Origin of the sequence: Leptolyngbya subtilissima AS-A7 (genome assembly GCF_039962255.1) — a bacterium.
Taxonomy (GTDB): Bacteria; Cyanobacteriota; Cyanobacteriia; order Phormidesmidales; family Phormidesmidaceae; genus Nodosilinea.
In genome coordinates this window covers 175,043-193,430 of record NZ_JAMPKY010000002.1, presented here as the reverse complement: position 1 = coordinate 193,430, position 18,388 = coordinate 175,043, and the positions used below count along the sequence as shown (strand labels likewise).

Annotated in this window: 14 protein-coding genes; 10 read left to right on the top strand and 4 right to left on the bottom strand. The window is 58.0% G+C overall.

Annotated elements, in window-relative coordinates; genetic code table 11:
• Positions 1-331 precede the first annotated feature (331 nt).
• Positions 332-1,723: a sensor histidine kinase gene (locus tag NC979_RS05490; protein WP_190518240.1), complete on the bottom strand. Its 1,392-nt coding sequence runs from the start codon at positions 1,721-1,723 to the stop codon at positions 332-334.
• Positions 1,724-2,143: 420 nt separating this feature from the next.
• Between NC979_RS05490 and NC979_RS05485 the strand changes: the two genes are divergently transcribed.
• The 4 genes from NC979_RS05485 to NC979_RS05470 all read left to right on the top strand — a co-directional run bounded on the left by NC979_RS05485 (position 2,144) and on the right by NC979_RS05470 (position 6,630).
• A complete protein-coding gene (locus NC979_RS05485) occupies positions 2,144-3,202 on the top strand; it encodes an MBL fold metallo-hydrolase (RefSeq protein WP_347403924.1) in 1,059 nt (352 codons plus the stop codon).
• A 174-nt stretch (positions 3,203-3,376) separates the two neighbouring features.
• The gene (hpsL, locus tag NC979_RS05480) at positions 3,377-5,065 is read left to right on the top strand and encodes a hormogonium polysaccharide biosynthesis protein HpsL (RefSeq protein WP_190518237.1); all 1,689 of its coding nucleotides are present in this window, start codon (positions 3,377-3,379) and stop codon (positions 5,063-5,065) included.
• Between the two features lie 173 nt (positions 5,066-5,238).
• Positions 5,239-5,625, top strand: a complete 387-nt coding sequence (locus tag NC979_RS05475; protein ID WP_190518235.1) for a hypothetical protein — start codon at positions 5,239-5,241, stop codon at positions 5,623-5,625.
• Between the two features lie 84 nt (positions 5,626-5,709).
• Positions 5,710-6,630 carry an aminoglycoside phosphotransferase family protein gene (locus NC979_RS05470; RefSeq protein ID WP_190518233.1) on the top strand — a complete coding sequence of 307 codons (921 nt, stop codon included), beginning with the start codon at positions 5,710-5,712 and terminating at the stop codon, positions 6,628-6,630.
• A 41-nt stretch (positions 6,631-6,671) separates the two neighbouring features.
• Here NC979_RS05470 and NC979_RS05465 read toward each other — a convergent pair whose 3' ends face one another.
• Together NC979_RS05465 and purT are read right to left on the bottom strand one after the other, a co-directional pair.
• A complete protein-coding gene (locus NC979_RS05465) occupies positions 6,672-7,955 on the bottom strand; it encodes an ABC transporter substrate-binding protein (protein ID WP_190518231.1) in 1,284 nt (427 codons plus the stop codon).
• A 92-nt stretch (positions 7,956-8,047) separates the two neighbouring features.
• Positions 8,048-9,265, bottom strand: a complete 1,218-nt coding sequence (purT, locus tag NC979_RS05460) for a formate-dependent phosphoribosylglycinamide formyltransferase (protein ID WP_190518229.1) — start codon at positions 9,263-9,265, stop codon at positions 8,048-8,050.
• A 429-nt stretch (positions 9,266-9,694) separates the two neighbouring features.
• On the opposite strand from purT, the gene pilM reads away from it, so the two are divergent.
• The 4 genes from pilM (at position 9,695) to NC979_RS05440 (ending at position 14,797) form a co-directional block, all read left to right on the top strand.
• Entirely contained in the window at positions 9,695-10,795 is a 1,101-nt protein-coding gene (gene pilM / locus NC979_RS05455) for a type IV pilus assembly protein PilM (protein ID WP_190518226.1), read from the top strand.
• Positions 10,796-10,797: 2 nt separating this feature from the next.
• Entirely contained in the window at positions 10,798-11,577 is a 780-nt protein-coding gene (locus tag NC979_RS05450) for a PilN domain-containing protein (protein ID WP_190518224.1), read from the top strand.
• On the top strand, positions 11,574-12,479 hold the full coding sequence (locus NC979_RS05445; RefSeq protein ID WP_190518222.1) for a hypothetical protein: 906 nt from the start codon (positions 11,574-11,576) through the stop codon (positions 12,477-12,479). The genes NC979_RS05450 and NC979_RS05445 overlap by 4 nt, the downstream gene beginning before the upstream one ends.
• Positions 12,480-12,589: 110 nt before the next feature.
• The gene (locus NC979_RS05440) at positions 12,590-14,797 is read left to right on the top strand and encodes an AMIN domain-containing protein (RefSeq protein WP_347403923.1); all 2,208 of its coding nucleotides are present in this window, start codon (positions 12,590-12,592) and stop codon (positions 14,795-14,797) included.
• A gap of 261 nt (positions 14,798-15,058) precedes the next feature.
• On the opposite strand, the gene NC979_RS05435 is transcribed toward NC979_RS05440, so the two are convergent.
• Positions 15,059-15,616: a hypothetical protein gene (locus NC979_RS05435; RefSeq protein WP_190518220.1), complete on the bottom strand. Its 558-nt coding sequence runs from the start codon at positions 15,614-15,616 to the stop codon at positions 15,059-15,061.
• Positions 15,617-15,866: 250 nt separating this feature from the next.
• Between NC979_RS05435 and NC979_RS05430 the strand changes: the two genes are divergently transcribed.
• Both NC979_RS05430 and NC979_RS05425 read left to right on the top strand, forming a co-directional pair.
• Entirely contained in the window at positions 15,867-16,985 is a 1,119-nt protein-coding gene (locus NC979_RS05430; protein ID WP_190518218.1) for an ABC transporter ATP-binding protein, read from the top strand.
• Positions 16,986-17,134: 149 nt separating this feature from the next.
• Positions 17,135-18,271 (top strand): polyamine ABC transporter substrate-binding protein, encoded by a 1,137-nt coding sequence (locus NC979_RS05425; protein WP_190518216.1) that lies wholly within the window; start codon positions 17,135-17,137, stop codon positions 18,269-18,271.
• Positions 18,272-18,388: the final 117 nt, after the last annotated feature.

Below are 18,388 nucleotides of genomic sequence, written 5' to 3'. Positions count from 1 at the left end.
AAACTTGGGAAGCCGGGATCAAAGCCCAGAGGACGATGCGGCTGCGTGAGGAAAGGCTAAAAGGCTGCCAATGCCGTAGGGTCACCTGGGGATCAGCAGGAACCAAGCTGGGCATACCGGGGAACTGAGGGCGACAGACGCTGTGGACGTGTTTTCTAACCCAACATTTGCTGATTTTAACCCTCTTTATGAAAGTTAACCGCTCGCGCTTAACCTCCGTTGATGTTTGTCAACTGGGCAAACGAGCTAAACCCCACCGTATAAACTACGGCAATTGGACAGTTGACTCATCCCTCGCGGGAGAGAAGCAGGGCTGTAGAACTGGCTGAGTCTATCCGCCCACGCCTCCTTGGGGCAGCACGACGGTAACTGTAGTTCCCACTTGGGGCTGGCTGTCGAGGTGAATGTGGCCGCGGTGGGTGTCAACAATTACCTTGGCGATCGCCAGCCCCAGACCCGTTCCCTGCTCCCCACTGCGCAACCGCGACGGGTCGGCTCGGTAAAAGCGATCGAAGGCATGGGCGATCGCTTCGCTGTCCATGCCAATGCCCGTATCTTGCACAACTACCTGAACCCCTAGCTGTCCCTGGTGCTTGGTGGGCTTGACCTTGACCGTCACGGTGCCGCCACTGGGGGTGTACTGCACCGCATTGCTGATCAGGTTGGTAAACAGGCGGGTGAGCTGGCCGGGATCGCCCAAAATCGTGGAGCTAGCGGTGGGGGGAGCAGTCAGTAGCGCTGCGTTTTTAGACCGCTGTTTGCCAAAACTTTTACCAAAACCGTCTTCCGCGACTGCCACTTTTAGCGCGATCTGGCGTTCGGTAGCCATCACCTGCTGCTCCTCCAGCACATCCTCCAGCAGCCCCTCCAAACTGACAGAAGCGGGAGCGAAGGCAATCAGCCCACTCTCCTGACGGGCCAAAAACAGCAGGTCATCCACCAGCCGCCCTAGCCGCCGAGTGAGGCGCTCAATCACCTGAAACTGCTTTTGCTGAATATCTACGTCAGGGTTGGGGTCTGACAGCGCTACCTGGGCATTGGTCTGGATCACGGCGATCGGGTTGCGCAACTCGTGGGAGGCGTCGGCGGTGAACTGCTTGAGCTGCTGGTACGAGTCGCGCACAGGGGCGATCGCGATCCCCGACAGCAGCCAGCCGATCGCCGCCACCGCTGCCACCATCAAGCTAGTGCCCAGAGCTAAATCCACAATCAAGCGCCGACTGGGCTTGGTTACCTCAAACCAGGGGTGGCTGACCCGTAGATAACCCAGCACTTGGCCGTCGGCCTGCACTCGCTCAGTAATCTGCCGAAAGAAAGTCTCTTGCCCCACCCGCACCGTTTCGCCTGCTGGGTTGACGTGAAGGGGCACGGGCTGGAGGTCTGCAAAGGTAGACCACAGCAGTTGCCCACCGGGGCCAAACCACTCTAGGTCAATATGGTCGTCTTCGACGGCGCGGGCGTTGTCGCGAAAACTGGCTTCTACGTTGACCCGCAGCGGCGGACCATCGGTATCGATGGTGGCAAAGGTATGATCCCCGGCAGCGTCGGGTTCTATGACCAGCGATCGCTCCACAATCTCCACCACGTGGTTCAGCGTGTCATCCACCCGCTCGACCAGCGTGGTGCGCACGTAGAGATAAAAGCCGCTGGCAAACAGCAGCAGCAGCACCGCCGTCACCGCCGTATACCAAAGCGCAAGCCGCCGCCGAGTCGCCTGAAACATAGACATCTAGGACAATTTTTGAGTGACGAAGTTGAGCATTGATGCAGCTAACTCTATTAACCATAGAGAACTTTGCCCTGCCGAAGTGCTTGGCAGACTAGGGAAGTGACTACGTTCTTTTTGCGCTCGACCTCTTCACGAGTCATGACCAAAATATCTTTGCAGGCGTAGGAGCCAAACAAAATGACCTGCTCTGGTTGAAGGGAGCTACTAGGCGATGAACAATTTGATCGAGCAGATCGGTGGTGAGCGGTTGCACTGGCTACCTGGCCCGAGTGAGATGGGCGGCGATCGATTGCAATCGCTAACCTCATCCTAATCCAGCAGCCTACGACGGCAAATCTCCTGCTTTACCATGGTGAAGATATGTGGGGAAATTCCCTGAGAGGGGCCTGTCATTGAGTATTGAGGAGACGATTCGTGTCCAATTTTTTAGCTGCTGCAAAGCGTTCAAAACGGTGGAGCCTCAAGCGGTTGAGCCTGATGACTCTCGTCGCCACGGCTACTCTTGGCTTTTCTCTCTGGCTGGGTGGGCTGCATTTGCCATCCTCGACTGCCCTGGCCCAAGACGAACCCGCTGTCGAGCGGGCCAACCCCACCAACGCCACGACCTACCGTTTCACGGTGGGCGACTATAGCGCAACGGTCGTGAGCGACGGTACGCTGACGTTCCCGGTAGGATTCTTTGTGCCCAACGCTGATCCTGATGCGGCGGCGGCAGCCCTGACGGACAACTTTTTGCCGACCGACAGTGTCTTAGCCCATCTCAACGTGCTGTATCTAGAAACCGATGAGCATAAGGTGCTGATCGATACTGGGGCAGGCAACACCTTTGGCCCCACCGTGGGCTATTTGGCCAGCAACCTGGCAGCCGCAGGCATTGCCCCCGCCACCATTGACACCGTCATTTTGACCCACGCTCACCCCGACCACATCGGCGGCATTCTCGACGACAGCGGCAACCCGGTATTTGCCAACGCCAGCTACTACATCTCTGAGACCGAGTGGAATTTTTGGACGGCACCAACGGTGGAAATGCCCAACTCGCTGGTGGATGTGGATACCCAGGCAAATACGGTGGCAGTAGCGCAGGAGTGGCTAGGGGCGATCGCCGATCGCACCACCCGCTTTGCCTTAGGTGATGAGATTATTCCCGGCATTGTCTCAGTACCTTCGGTGGGCCACACCCCTGGCCAAGCCTCATACCTGATTACCTCCGGCGACGATAGCCTGCTGGCTACCGGCGATGTGTTCTTTAGCGACCCGCTGAACCTAGAGAACCCCGACTGGGAAGTGGCGTTTGACACCGACCCCACTCAGGGCGTAGCCACGCGGAAACAATTGTTGGAGACGGTTACGGGCGATCGCCGCAAATTACTGGTACCCCACATGCCCTTTCCCGGCCTCGGCCACGTGCGTGCCCAGGGCGATGCCTACGGTTGGGAGCCGATTGTGTGGGATTTTGGCTTTGAGTCGTAGGTTCTAAGTTTGGAACTCGTTCAGATATTTAGACCTCAAGAAAAGTAGTGAGCGGACCCAGATGAAGAATTTGGGTCCGCTTGTGGTTGTGGAATATGTAGCGATAGGACGAGCGCTGCTCAAAGTGTTGAGCTAGAGGCTACCCTGACGTTACAAGCCCCATGGGATCGTGCCGTGGTAGATACTCCCCAGCCCCAAGCAAAAGCACCTCGGCCCCGACGGCGAGGCAAAGGCAAAGAGGATACTGCAGATCAAGTGCCTCCCCTCAGCCGCAAAGAAGAGCGGGCGAAGAAGCGCCAGGCCCAAAAGGCGCGCAAAGAATTAATTCACTACCTGGCGGCGACGCTGTTTGTAGCGGGGCTGATTGGGGTGCTGCTGGCGCTGCTGGGTGAACCTAAGCTGGCGCTGGCGGCGGTTGTGGCGATCGCCTGTCTTGCCCTCTCCTTCAAATATCCTCGCCAGGCAATCTATGGGCTGATCATCTATGTGCCCTTTAGCGGCACCGTCACCTACGCGCTTGGGGGCAGCGGCATTTTGCAGTTGGCTAAAGATGCCATCTACATTCCGGCACTCCTGGGCGTAATTCAGTTTTGCCGCCGTACTCGGCAGCCGCTGATTATTCCACCGCTGATCAAAGTGCCGCTGCTGGTGCTGCTAGGGTTGTGCAGTTTGACTATGCTCGTGGTCAACGGCGGGCAGCAGCTTGATGCAGCTGGGGGCGAGGTGCCGATTTTGATTGGGGTGCTGGGCCTGAAGGTGCTAATCGGCTATGTGCTGATTATTCCGTGCATTTATTATTTGCTTCGCGATCGCGAAGACGTCTACTTCCTTTTGCGCCTGCAAGTGGTGCTGATTTTGGTCTGCTGCGGCCTCGGGTTCATTCAGTACATGATGCTGCGCTTGGGCATTTGCCAGGGCACCATCGGCGAGGGCGAAGACCTGTTCAAGGCATCGCTAGAGTCGCGCTGTTTCGTCGGTGGGTCGCTGTTGTACACCCCGGCGCAGGGGCAAATTCGGCTGCCCGGCACGTTTAACGCCCCCTGGCAGTGGGGCTGGTTTTTGATTTCGAGCGGCTTCTTTGCCTTTGGGACTGCTTTTAGCGATCGCAGTCCCCTATGGCGCATCGTAGGTCTGGGATCATTAGCAGCGGTGGGGGTGATGGCGGTGGTCTCTGGTCAACGCATCGCCCTAGCCCTGGTACCGGTAACCATCGTCGGCCTGCTGATTCTTACGGGTCAGGTGGCCAACCTGAAGCGCTTTCTCCCCATCGGCATCGGTCTGGCGCTGATCTTGAGTGTGTTTATGGCCCAAAACCCGGCGGTGGTTAATGAACGGTGGGCAAGTTTTCAAAGCCGCTGGAGCGCCTCGCCGCCCCATGAGTTTATTGTGCAGCAGTTTGAGTGGGCGCAGAAACAGCAGGAAGGTATCTTAGGCCGAGGGGTGGGTCGCGCCACCAACGCCGCCCGCATCTTTGGCAAAACCGAGCTGGTCGAAACCTACCACCCTAAACTGATGTACGAGATCGGCCCTCTGGGTCTGCTGGCTACCTTAGCGGTGTACCTCACTCTGACCGTCGCCACCTTTAAAGCCTATCGCTCCATCAAAGACCCCAACCTGCGGGGCTACGGCGCTTCCATGTGGGTATTTGTGCTGTTTATTAGCATCTTTCCCTACTACTACCCGCTGGATGTGGATCCGGTAAATGTGTATTACTGGCTGGCGGCGGGCATTGTGCTCAAACTGCCCGAAATCGACCAAAAAGAGCGGTTGCAGCAGCGTCTAGAAGAAGCCAGTCGCCGCCGCAAGCTCACCCCCCGCGAGAAAAAGCAGCTTCAAAAACAGGAAACGATCGTGTTTGAGTAGGTGTGCCTCAATGGGTAGGTTCTCCCCTCAGGGGCCGACGGTTCGCGCAACTTAACGCGCCTCACAGGAGTGAGCGTGGTAAAACTCAGGGAAAGCAGTGAATTAGTCTATAGTACGCTTGAACCAAGCTAGACTATACTCTCCCCATCCACGGTTTCTACGGAGACGGCTCAATGGCACAGGCAAAAGGTAACGGCGCGGTTGCAAAGGCAGACACCGCCACTCTAGATTTAGACACTGCGGCTCCAGCCGCTGACGACGGCAAAGACACCGTTGTTGAATCGGTTGATCATGACCAGATCGACGACCTGTTCAAAGACCTCAAGACCTTGCTGAGCACCGTCGAAAAGCTGCAAAAAGCCCGGCAAGACGTGGGTGATATCAAGCCTCTAATTGTGCGACTGCTCGACGGCGAACTAGTATCTGGAGACGATCTAGAAGAATTGCGCGGCGGCATTAGCGGCCTTTCTAAGCTGTTGAAGCTCTACAGCGATTACCAAGGAGCACTGGAGCGCGCCCAACCGGCCCGAGCGATTCTGGATCAGCTGCTCAAGTCGTAATTATTTGCAGGGTGTCCTTGGCCGGTCTGTAGTCAGGTGGCTAGCTATTCAAATGCTCCACCGTCATGCACCCGGGAACTGGCTATGCTGCCAAAAGATTTTGGGCGTTTAGCTAAAACACCAGACGTTGAAGTCTTCATCGACGACGTTCTCGTTCGACGGTTGCTGCACGACCAGCACCCCGATTTGGCGCGCCTAGACATTGTGCTAGTTGATTCAGGTTGGGATAATGCCATGTTTCGCTTGGGCGACTACCTCGCGGTCCGCCTCCCCCGCCGCCAGATCGCCGCTGCCCTAATCGAGCATGAGCAGACTTGGCTGCCGCGCCTTGCCGCTCAATTGTCGATCGCCGTTCCTGCCTCCTACCGCTTGGGCGTCCCGGCCTGCGGCTACCCCTGGCGGTGGAGTGTCTTGCCCTGGCTAAGCGGTCGCCCCGCCGATCTAGAACCGCCCCATCCCAGCCAGGCAAACTGCTTCGGGGAATTCCTTCGGGCCCTGCACACTCCCGTGCCAGCCGATGCGCCCAAAAATCCCTTTCGTGGCGTGCCGTTGAAGGACCGGGCGGCGGCAGTTGCAGAACGCCTGACCCGCCTAAAGACCAAAACCGATTTGATCACACCTGCCCTCAAAACCCTGTGGCAGTCAGCTTTGGATGCGCCGATCGCCACCCCGGCAACCTGGCTCCACGGCGATCTTCACCCCCGCAATATTCTGGTCGAAAACGGCCTGCTGACCGGCATCATCGACTGGGGCGACATCACCTCGGGCGATCGCGCTACCGACCTGGCGGCGGTGTGGATGCTGTTTGAGGATGGGATGGTTAGACGAAGGGCGATCGCCGCCTATGGCCCCATTTCTGAGGCCACCCTACAGCGAGCCCTGGGATGGGCGATTTTCTTTGGCGTGGTGCTGCTGGATACCGGGCTGGTCGATCACTCGGGATATGCTGCAATCGGTGAGAAAACGCTGCGACGAATTGCCGAAGCTGGAGACAGCGGCATCTAGCCGAGCTTTGGCAAAGGGAACATCGCTGCCCAGAGACATCACTACCGAGCGTTCCACGCTGCGGCTGCATCACTGACCGCCTGGTCTACTGGTTTTTGGCCCAGCATCGCCGCTTGCAGGTTGTCGTAGATGATTGCTTGCAGCTCTTTAACCCCATCCATAGCGGGAATTAGCACCTCGGCCTGGTTCATCTGCTCGGCGCTGACCGATCGCGCCTTCTCTACACCCTTGGTGCCCTCGGCAGCAAAGTAGCCATCCTCAAGCGCTCCAGTGGTGGAAGGCAGGACGTTGGCGGCTTTGGCAAAGCTGAGTTGGTTAGCGTCGTTGGTGACGTACAGCGCAAAATCCAGCGCTGCATCGGGCACGTCGGTACCCGCCGGAATCACCACATTCATCACCGCGACGTTGGTCTTGCCGGTGTCGCCGGTAATCTGGGGTCCGCTGCCGGTGACGGTGGCAATGTCGGGGGCGTTGGCCTCAATGGTGGGGAAAAACTCTGCCCCGGTAGACAGCAGCGCTACTTCCCCAGCCTGAAACAGTTCGATCGCCCGGCGATGGCCTTGGGTCAGTACCTCCTGGGGCAGCAGTTCTTGCTGGTAGAGGTCAGTCCAATACTGAAAGACGGCGCGGCCCGCGTCGGTGTCGAAGGCGGCCTGGCCCTGGTCATCCACCAGCTCGACCCCCATCTGCACAAAGGATTGCAGCACGTCGGCAGAATCTTCGGGCACAAAGGTGGTGAAGTAGGCGTACTTGCCAGTTTTTTCTTTCACCTGGCGAGCTACCTCGGCTAGCTCAGCGTAGGTGGTGGGCGGAGCCACCCCGGCCTCGTCCAAGAGGGCCTGGTTGTGCAGAGTGACGTTGGTAGTCAGATACCAGGGAATGCCAAAGCTCTGGCCGTTAAGCGTGTTGGCCTCCCAAATGTTGGGCAGGTAGACCTGCTTGGCCTCGGCGGGCACTTTGTCATCCAGCGGCATCCAGGCGTTGCGGCTAGCCAGCTGAGCGGCAAAGTCGGGGTTGAGGTTGACCACATCAGGGGCCGTGCCCGCGGTGACGGCGGTCAGAATTTTGCTTTGCATGTCAGCCCAGGGCACATCGACCCAGCGTACGGTGGTGTCGGGATTTTGCGCCTCGTAGTCGGCGATCAGCCCGTTGAAGTAGTCGGTAAAGTCGGGCTGGAGCTGCATCGTCCAAAACTCGACCTCTTGACTGCCGCCCTCAGCAGGGGCAGTAGCGTTGGGCTGCCCACCCCCGCACGCCACGAGCCAGCTCATCATTAGGCCCAGTAGGGCAAACAGACCAAAGCGGGCGTAGAGGCGAAGTCTCATGGCGAAAAAAGAAGGAAGAACGAAGGGGCAAACAGGGCGCACCCAGTTACGGTTGTTCATTTTCGCTTAATTTGTGCAGTTGTGGCGGGGGTTTATAGAATCACCTGGACGGCGCTGGCGCAGGCGATCGCCCGCTCTTTAGCCTCTTCCACCGTCTCGCCCAATGCCAGGGCCACCCCCATGCGGCGGTTGGGGTGAGCGGTGGGCTTGCCAAACAGCCGCACCTTGCTGGTGGGCACTTGTAAGGCTTTATCCAGGCCAGAATACTGAGGATTGTCGCTCTTCCCAGATGCCAAAATCACCGCCGAGGCCCCCGGCTGCATCAGGGTAATCTCGCCGATGGGCAGACCCATAATCGCCCGTACGTGCAGCTCAAACTCCGACTGGTGCTGGCTCACCATCGTCACCATGCCGGTGTCGTGGGGGCGGGGGCTGACCTCGCTAAAGTACACGGTTTGAGGTTGATCCGCTTCTCCAGCAATGAATAGCTCCACCCCAAACAGTCCCCAGCCGCCCAGGGCATCGGTGACCGCTTTCGCCATCTCCTGACAGGCTGCTAAGGTGTCGGGGTGCAGGGCGCAGGGCTGCCAAGACTCGCGGTAGTCGCCCGCCTCCTGGCGGTGGCCGATAGGAGGGCAAAAGTGGGTGCCGTCGATCGCCCGCACCGTCAGCAGCGTGATCTCCGTGTCGAAGGGCACAAAGCCCTCAACAATGACGCGATCGCTCTTGCCCCGACCCGCTTCTCCTGCATAGCTCCACGCCGCCAACACCTCAGATTCCTGACGTACCGTGCTCTGGCCCTTGCCCGACGAACTCATAATCGGCTTGACCACGCAGGGCAGACCGATGGCTTCTATAGCCTCTAAATACTCCGCCTCAGTGCCGGCAAAGCGAAAGGGCGAAGTCTTGAGGCCCAGTTCTTCTGCCGCCAGCCGCCGAATGCCCTCGCGGTTCATAGTCAGCTGGGTGGCGCGGGCGGTGGGGATGACTCGCCAGCCTTCGGCTTCTAGCGCTACTAAAGTATCGGTGGCGATCGCCTCCACCTCCGGCACGATCAGCCCTGGCTGCTCCTGCTCGATCACCTGCCGCAATGCCGCACTATCGAGCATGTCAATCACGTGGCGGCGGTGAGCTACTGTCATCGCTGGGGCTTGGTCGTAGCGATCGACGGCAATTACCTCCAGCCCTAAGCGCACCGCTTCAAGGGCCACCTCACGACCCAGCTCACCCGACCCCAGCAGCATCAACCGCTGGGCATCGTCGTTTAAGGGAGTGCCCAGGGGTGCTAGGGGCGATGGAGGAGTAGTCATAACAAGTTGCTCCAGGCGGATAAGAAAGACAGCGCGTAAAGAAATACAGCGACAGGGCCATAGTTTCTCAATATTAAGTGCTCACTTTTCAGAATTGTGTGTAACATCGCTGGTGATACCAAGCTTTAGTTGGGTGGTATTACCTCAGGAGCAACGGCGAGACCATTAGGTGTGCGGGCAGGAGATACATCATCGGCTATCTCTCAGCCCAGAAAAAGTGCTTAGAAAGAAAAGTGGAAAATCTGAATTAAATTGTGTACCATTCGTTAGCACTTTTCCCCTAGGGATAATTGCTGGGCCGCTGAATCTCTTCTTGAGTACCTGAAAAGGTCTTTTTGGGAAGGAAGAAACGGGCTCGTTTGGGTCTGCTTGGTTGTCACTTTGGCCGGGCAGGTTTTCTATATACCCACCTGTTTTTCGGATACTACCGTGGATAGTCTCAAAGCCATTTTTAGTCGCAAGCCTCGGGGAGTTGGCATTGAGCTAACCCCTGAAAGAGTTAATTTGGCCCGCCTAAAAAAGCAGGGAGCCTCGCTTAAATTAGAAGCCTTGGCCTCGGTAGAACTGGCCGAGGGCATTTACGAGGAAGGCCAAATCTTAGACACCGCCGCCATGGCCGACGCCATTCAAACGGTGCTCGCTGAAAGCAAGCTCAAGGTCAGGCAGGCCACCACTGCTATTCCAGGGCGGGCGATTACCCGCGTCATTCCTGTGCCCGCCGAGCTCGACGACGACGAGCTGCGCGAAATGGTGCTCAACCAAGAGGCCAGTCTCTATCTGCCCTTCCCCCGCGAGGAGGCCGATGTTGACTATCAAAAACTCGGCTATTTTGTCGACGAAGATGGCATTGAGAAGGTGCAGGTGCTGCTGGTAGCGGTGCGTAAAGACCTCACCGATCCATATATTGAAGTGTTTCAGCAGGCGGGGCTGGCGCTCAACGTGCTTGAGACCTCCAGCTTTGCCCTGATTCGCACGATTCGGGAGCAGCTGCGGCAGTTTACGCCCCAGGAGGCCGCCGCCGTAGTCGATATCGAGTTTGAAAACACCGAAATCTCCATTGTGGTTGACGGGGTGCCCCACTTCTCGCGCACCGTACCCATTGGCACTTTTCAAATTCAAAGCGCCCTCAGCCGCGCCATGAATTTACCTCCCTCCCGCAACACGGAGCTGCTCCAGGGCATGACGGTGCCTATTCAAACGATGGATACCGTGGGTGCGCCCCAGATGGGCAACACCAACCCTGGCACTACTGCCATGCTGCGGGTGCTAGGCGAGCTGTCTGACGAACTGCGCCGCTCCATCGACTTCTACCTCAACCAGGGCGAAGACATGGAGGTGGCGCAGCTGCTGCTGGCCGGACCGGGAGCTTCCATTGGTCAGCTCGACGAGTTTCTGGCCCAGCGGCTGAGTCTGCCTGCCAGCCAAATTGACCCGATCTCAGCGCTGTCGTTGGAAGTGGCTGAGGATATTCCCGAGAGTCAGCGGGCAGGGTTGGCAACGGTAATCGGTCTTGGCATGCGGGAGGTGTAGCTATGTACGGTCTCGATATTAATTTTCTCAAGGACCGCGAAGTTCGCGTCTTTGAGGCCAGACCCCGAGCTCGGGGTGGCGGCGGGGTAGCCCCGGGCGATCGCAGACCGCTAGTTTTGGGGTTGGCGGTGGCGCTGATACCCTTGGCGTTGGTGGGGGGCTACTGGGCGGTGACGAAAAGTCAGGTCAACCAGCTTCGGGCTCGTAGTGCCGAACTAGACGCCGAGACGGCTCAGCTACAGAGTCAGCTCCAGGAGATTAGCGGTATTCAGGGGCAGATCGACCTCATTCGATCTGAAATCAACGCTTTCGTGACGGTCTTCAACGATATTCTCCCTTGGTCGGCGCTGCTGCAAGATATTCGCACCCGCACTCCGGCCCGCGTTCAAATCGTTGGCCTCAGCCAGACCACGACCACCCCCGAAGCAACTGATCCCAACGTTGTGCCGGAGTCGTCTGAGGGAATTTCCATCAACGGTGTGGCCTGTTCCTACGACGAGATCAACGATTTTGCCCTGGTACTACAGCGATCGCCCCTGTTGCAGTCCGAGACTGTAGCGATTAGTCAGGCCCAGCAGCAACCCACTCTGCTCGACCCCCAAACCCAGGGCCGCTGCCCAGGCACTGCCGTGGGTGATCCTGACTTTTTGATCGACTACACCATCGGAGCCAACATTACTGATACCCCAGCCTCCCAGCTGGTGGATGAGCTAGAGCGCCAGGGTACTGTCGGTTTAGTAACCCGTATTCAGGCCCTGAGAGAAAAAGGAGTGATCGAATGACCGCATCGGGTGATTTCCTTCCCGCCGACGACCAGGCCTTAGACGTCGGCCCCACTTACCCTACAGCCTTTGGTATTGAGCTCACCCCCAAGGTGCAGGGAATTGGCATAGCAGTATTGGGGTTGATCGGCTCCTTTGTCCTCTATAACTTTGTGGTCAAGCCTGTAGTAGAGCAAAAAACTGCTCTGGAGGGTGAAGTTGCCCAAAAGCAGGCTCAGGTTGACCAGCAACGGGCCAGTCTTCAAGACCGCGCTGCGCTACAGGCTGAACTAAACTCGGCCCTGGAGCAGCGGGTGGGCGTTTACAGCCTGTTGGGTGGCGCTCAAACCCTCGACACTCTGCTGCTCGACATCAATCAGCAGATTCAGAACAGCAACGCTGCGATCGCCGATGTGCTGCGGGCCGACTCAGCTCGCCTCGACAACGCCCAGCTAGCTGCTCTGGGGCTCACCCGAGAACAAATTCAGCGGGTCAAGACCCAGTTTGCCGCTACTCCCCAGGTGCAAAAGCAACTCTTCTCTTCGGAGCTGCTGCGCTTTAATCCCAGCCCGGCGGAGCCGGTTACTGACCTTGGCCCAGAGCTCAACGGCAAGCTAGAGCGCGTCACCGTCGATGTATCGATGCAGGCGTTGTTTCCCCAGACGCTCAGCATCATGCGCAATATTGAGCGCTTAGAGCCGCTGATCATCATTAAAGATGTGCAGCAGAGTATTGCGCCGCCGCCGGCTGATACCACCGAAGAGGAGCTCCTAGGCATTAGCCGACTGCTGCTCACCGACTACACCCTCGAAGTGCTCGTGCCCGTCGGCGACCCGAGCGTACCGCCCGAGCCACCACCGCCGCCTGCCCCCGCCGAGGGTGCAGCCCCCGTCGAAGGTGCGCCTCCACCTGAAGGCGGCTAAACCCAACCTTTCCAGCCCCGTTGCTACTGCTACCCCAGTGGCCTAATCTACCCACCTAGCCCAGTCAAACCCCGCGCGGCCCAGCCGCATCTGTGATGGAGGAGTGAACCGTGAACCGTCTAATGAACCTGCAACCATTTTTGCTTGGCAGCACCCTCGTTGCCCTAGCTGCCCAGCCTGGCCTGGCCTCAGTAACCAGCATTACTAACGTCCGCCTAAACCCCACCGCCACGGGATTAGACCTGGTTTTTGAAACCCAGGGAGGCGATAACAGCAGCGTTTTTACAGTCAGTCAGGGCAATACCCTGCAGGCCGATATTACCCGTGCTCAGCTCAACCTGCCCGATGGAGGCAGCTTCAACCAGGCTAACCCTGCCCCCGGCATCAGTCAGGTATCCGTGGTTCCCCTCGATGCCAACAGCGTTCGCATCACCGTTAGTGGCACCAGCCAGCCCCCCACTGGGGCAGTAGAATCCAGCGATAATCAGGTAGTGCTATCGATCCGCAACGATGGCGAGACCGCCCAAGCCCCTACCCCAGTGCCTGCTGAGATCGAGACTGTGCCTGCTCCGGCTGCTCCCCCCGCTGTGGCCCAAGCCGCTCCAGAGCCATCTCCTGAAGCTGCCCCAGAGCCGGCTCCCGAAGCCGCCCCAGAGGTGCCGACCCCAGCCAGCCCCGATGTGCTGGTACCCAACCCTGAAGTCACCATCGACGGTGCCCCCGTGCCTCGTCCCCAGGTGCAGCAAACACCTCCCTTTTTGCCCCGTGCTGTAGCGCCGCCAATTGGCGACATTGCTGTAGCGGAGGGAGTGCCCTCCTTCAACAACATCAACTTAGGTAGCAACGAGCGGATTCCCAAGCTGCTGCTGCGGGATGCCCCAGCCCGCGAGGTTTTGTCGCTTCTGGCTCGGGCTGCAGGACTCAACCTAGTGTTTACTCCCGCCGGAGGAGGAGCTGAGGCTGGGGCAGAAGGGGCCAGCGCCGATGGTCCGCCCGTCAGTCTAGATATTGAAAATGAGTCTGTGCAGGATGTGTTTAACCACGTTCTGCGAGTCACTGGCTTGCAGGCTAACCGAGTAGGCCGCAGTGTCTATGTTGGCCCCACTCTGCCAGTTTCAGCTCAGAATGTCTCTGCTAGAACCCTACGGCTGAATCAAGTTGACGCCACTGTGGCCACCAACTTTCTGGTAGCCCTAGGTGCGGAGAGCGCCGTCAGCCGAGAGCGCCTAGTCACTAACGTCAATGCTGTGACCGTTGCAGAGGGAACCCCCCCAATTACGGAAACCCAGACTTCAACGGTTGATCAGATTGAGGTGAGCCGAGTTGACTATGAAGATAGCCAAGGAATTCTTCGCGGGTTGCAGGTAGTTGCTGACGAGCGCACTAACTCAGTGACGCTCGTTGGCCGGGCTGATCTGATCGCTATTGCCACCGAGCAGCTCACCCGCATTGACCTGCGTAGACGGCAGGTTGCGGTCAACGTCAGAGTCATTGATATCGATCTCAACTCCCTCGATGCCTTTGGCACCAGCTTCTCGTTCCAGAACGGGCTGTTTGGGGTACTCAGCTCTGGCGGTCTCGGTATTCTCAATATTGGCGATGGTGGTACTCCCAACCCTGCAAGCCAGGCAACCCCCACGGGCACACCTATCCTGCCACGTACGTTAGGTGGCCCCGGTACCAATGCCACCTCCGGCAACTTCTTGGCTCAGCTGCTGGGAACGGTGCAAAACGGCAACGGCAAGATTATTACTGACCCCACTTTGATTGTGCAAGAGGGCCAGACGGCTACGGTTCAGCTAACTCAGGATGTGGTAACTGAGCTGACGCAAACCATCGAGGTGACCGAGACGGGAACCCTGACCACCTTGGATATTGAAACTGAGCCGGCCGGCTTGATTCTGCAAATTGACGTCGATCGCATCGATGACAATGGCTTTGTGTCGCTCTCGGTAGCGCCTAGTATCTCGGCACCAACCGACAGCTTTACCAGTGACGCGGGTACGTTCTTCCTGCTATCAGAGCGCCAAATTAGCTCTGGTCAGGTGCGAATTCGCGATGGTCAAACCCTGCTGCTTTCCGGCATTATCCAAGAGTCGGAGCGCAATAGCGTCAACAAAATTCCCATTTTGGGCGATATTCCCATTTTGGGAGCGCTGTTCCGCAGCACGGTAACCGATAACCAGCGGCGAGAACTAATTGTGCTACTGACGCCGCAAATATTAGACGACTCGGATCAGTCGACCTTTGGGTATCAGTACACCCCCAGTGAGTCTGTGCAAGAGATTCTAGAAAATCGAGGTCGTCAGGAAGAATAAGCTGGTTTCTTCCCGAGGAATGACTATTTCGGTGGGTTAAGGTTCACGGTTCTTTTGTAAAGAAGACGGTTAATTAAAGGGGCAGAAGCACTTATTGTCGCTTTTGCCCCAATTTTTTCTCTGCTTCTATAGCGCTCGCCAAGTTAAGCCATCCTGCATCACCCTCGATCGTAATGGTCCATAGCCATCGCGCTGCCTCCGTTTTATCGGTGGTAATGGCTTATGTCCTCAGAGTCGTCGATTTGCAACAGGGCTGAGTGCCTACTCGGCAAAGTAGCCGCCGTACATAACGTATTCGTCGCTCTGAAGTTGGTCCGCGTTGGTGTAAAAGGCGACCTCAATGGAGTTGGCTGCGTTGGCGTCGGCCTTAGGAATGAGCTTGATGTAGCGGTTTTGGGTGTCGTAAAAGCTGGGGTTGGCCCCCAACTCCAGCAAGTAGCCGTCTTCGGTGCTGACTAAAGTGTAGGGGCTGGTTTGGCCGCTGCCCCACTGCACTTGGTCGGGGGTTAGAGTCATGGGGCCAAAGGCGAGCAGTACGTCGCTGAGGGGCTGCCACTCTTTGATGAGGGAGTTAGGCAGAGTGGCGGTAGGCGTAGTTGCCGGGGCGGCTGGAGTAGCTGTTGGCGGCTCGGTGGGCTGTGCGGCGGGCTCAGGGGCAGAGTCGGTAGGAGCTGCTGGAGCAGGGTTGATAGCTTCGTTCTGGGGTGAGGAGTTGGGCCGGCAGCCGACGATCGCAACCCCAGCGGCGATCGCCATGGCCCACCTTGCTAGGGTAGACCGACGGCGCTGAAGCGGCGAATGGTCAGGTTTCGCGGGCATAACTGTACTCCCGAGCACTATTTGGTGCCATGGTAACGTTTTGCTGACTTGTCGATGCCGTATTTTTGGCGGCTAAGACGCGGAATAATGGCTTTTTTGGGGCAGGATGCGTTGGCGATCGCCAAGGTGGGTAAAGTAGAGGCAGTGCTGCTCTGGCCTCGGTCTGAACTAGGGCGGTGGTTGTGATCGGAGCGATTTGTCTATACCAGGGGCGATCGCTACAGTTGGGGTGAACCCAGGAGACATGGCTATGGCTCAGACGGTGCGTTCTGCGGCGGTGACGGCGACACCAGCAACCCAGGCAGATGTTGAGTTGCGGCGGGTAGTTAAGGCCTTTGGAACAGAGGTAGCCGTGCGCGACCTCGACCTGACGGTGCACCAGGGCGAATTCTTTAGTATCTTGGGCCCTTCAGGCTGCGGCAAAACCACAACCCTGCGTCTAATCGCAGGTTTTGAAACTCCCACCGCTGGCGATGTCCTGATTCAGGGGGCCAATGTGAGCACGGTGCCCGCCCACCGTCGCCCTGTTAATACTGTCTTTCAAAGCTATGCTCTCTTTGACCATATGACGGTTAAAGACAACATTGCCTTTGGCCTCAAAATTCGTCGCATGGGGTCGCTCCAAGTGCGCGATCGCGTTGCCGAAGCCCTGCGCCTGGTGCGTATGGAATCTATGGCTGCCCGTTATCCCGCCCAGCTTTCTGGTGGGCAGCAGCAGCGGGTGGCCCTGGCCCGCGCCTTGGTTAACCATCCAGCGGTGATGCTGCTCGATGAGCCCCTCGGCGCTTTAGATCAAAAGCTGCGCAAGCAGATGCAGGTCGAGCTAGCCAACCTGCACCGTCAGCTGGGCATTTCCTTTATTATGGTCACCCATGACCAAGAGGAGGCCCTGTCGCTCTCTGACCGCATCGCCGTGATGAACAATGGCCAGATCGAGCAAATCGGCACCCCCAGCGATATCTATGATCGTCCTCGCACCGCCTTTGTTGCTGATTTTATTGGCGATACCAATCTGCTGTCCGGGCGCATCGATCAGACCTACCCCAGCCAGGTGCAGGTCACCACTGACAGTGGTTTGCGAGTGCTGGCCTGCTCGGCCGGCAGCAGCGATGCCCAGACCGTGGTTGTGAGCGTGCGACCCGAAAAAATCAACCTCAGTCTCAGCGCGCCGGCCACCGCCAACAACTGCTACCAGGGACACATCACCCATCTGATGTACCTCGGTACGCACCTGCACTGCGTGGTGCGATTGGGCTCAGGCGAGACCCTGATGGTGCGCCAGCCCAACCGGGCCGAATCGCTGGGCGTCGATGCTGCTGTGTATGTGCACTGGGCTGCCGACGATTGCCTAGTGCTCGACCCAGCCTGAGGACATGTTGATCTAGGCAGGCGATCGCAGCGCGCGCGTTACCCCGGGCTGATCGCCATATACTTAGAAGCTAAAGATAAGGTCGCTCCCTCTGAGTGCTAAAGTCGGCGTCGACCACTGCTATTCCTAGCCCCCTAGCCTCCCGGAGAATGCCTGTGCCTGGAACGCGACTACAAACTCCCTCCTTCTCGCGCCTTTCTGCCGTGAGCCGGCGGCGGTTTTTGCAGGGGTCAGCAGCGGTCATGGCAAGCCTAGCGGCGACCAACTGTCGCCAAAACCTGGCGGGGCCACCGGCGGGCGGGGGCGCAAACGACGGCACTCTGCACATTTACACCTGGGCCAACTACACCGATGATGGCCTGGCCCAAGCCTTTACCGAACGCACAGGCATTCCGGTGGTGGTCGATATTTACGATTCTAATGAGGTCATGCTCACCCGCCTGCAAGCGGGGGGCGGCGACGCCTACAGCATCATCTATCCCTCCGACTACATGGTGTCGGAAATGCTGGAGCTAGACCTGCTCACCGAACTCGATCAAAGTCGCCTCACCGGATTAGAAAACCTTAGAGCACAGTGGAGCAACCCCGCCTACGACCCCAACAACGCTCACAGTGTGCCTTTCTGCTGGGGCACCACAGGTCTGCTCTACAACCGTGAGGCCTCCCCCGGCGAACCCACCGACTGGGACTTTCTTTGGGATAACCAGGCCAAGCTCTCCCGCCGCATCACCATGTTGGACGATATGCGCGAAACCCTAGGAGCCACCCTCAAATCGCTGGGCTACTCCTACAACTCCAACAATCTAGCGGAGATTGAAGCGGCTTACAACCGTCTGCTAGAGCTGAGACCCCATATCGCTGCCTTTAAGACCACAGGCTTTGAGAATGAGTTGCTCAGTGGTGACCTGAGTGTGTCGATGGCCTACTCCAGCGATGCGATCGCCCTCACCCTCGAAGATGACCGTATGCAGTACATCATTCCCGCCAGCGGGGCGTCGCTGTGGACCGATACCCTGGCTATCCCCGCCACCGCTCCCAACGTTGATGCCGCCTACCAGTGGATTAACTTCCTGCTGGAGCCAGAGGTGGCCAGTGCCGCCGTGGAGCGCTTGTTCTTTGCCACCGCTAACCAGGCTGCCTTTGACCTGCTGCCTGCCGAAATTCAAAACAACGCTGACCTGTACCCCTCCGATGAGATTTTGGCTAAGAGCGAAGGCATTGTGGCTGTCAATACCGCCAGCACCGATCTCTTTGACCAATTTTGGACTGAAGTGACCAGCGCTTGAGGGGTAGATGGGTAGGTAAGTGGATGGGTAGATGGGTAGATGGGTGGATGGGTGGGTTAAATAAATGATGAACGAAGCAGTAGCAGTTCGAATGCCCTATCTCTACCCATTCATTCC

What these genes read in the sequence shown, in the direction of transcription:
- NC979_RS05450 (WP_190518224.1), top strand. Translation starts at nt 10,798, where the DNA reads ATGTACGGTCTCGATATTAATTTTCTCAAGGACCGCGAAGTTCGCGTC.
- NC979_RS05465 (WP_190518231.1), bottom strand. Translation starts at nt 7,955, where the DNA reads ATGAGACTTCGCCTCTACGCCCGCTTTGGTCTGTTTGCCCTACTGGGC.
- NC979_RS05430 (WP_190518218.1), top strand. Translation starts at nt 15,867, where the DNA reads ATGGCTCAGACGGTGCGTTCTGCGGCGGTGACGGCGACACCAGCAACC.
- NC979_RS05425 (WP_190518216.1), top strand. Translation starts at nt 17,135, where the DNA reads ATGCCTGTGCCTGGAACGCGACTACAAACTCCCTCCTTCTCGCGCCTT.
- NC979_RS05475 (WP_190518235.1), top strand. Translation starts at nt 5,239, where the DNA reads ATGGCACAGGCAAAAGGTAACGGCGCGGTTGCAAAGGCAGACACCGCC.
- NC979_RS05435 (WP_190518220.1), bottom strand. Translation starts at nt 15,616, where the DNA reads ATGCCCGCGAAACCTGACCATTCGCCGCTTCAGCGCCGTCGGTCTACC.
- NC979_RS05490 (WP_190518240.1), bottom strand. Translation starts at nt 1,723, where the DNA reads ATGTTTCAGGCGACTCGGCGGCGGCTTGCGCTTTGGTATACGGCGGTG.
- NC979_RS05470 (WP_190518233.1), top strand. Translation starts at nt 5,710, where the DNA reads ATGCTGCCAAAAGATTTTGGGCGTTTAGCTAAAACACCAGACGTTGAA.
- purT (WP_190518229.1), bottom strand. Translation starts at nt 9,265, where the DNA reads ATGACTACTCCTCCATCGCCCCTAGCACCCCTGGGCACTCCCTTAAAC.
- NC979_RS05445 (WP_190518222.1), top strand. Translation starts at nt 11,574, where the DNA reads ATGACCGCATCGGGTGATTTCCTTCCCGCCGACGACCAGGCCTTAGAC.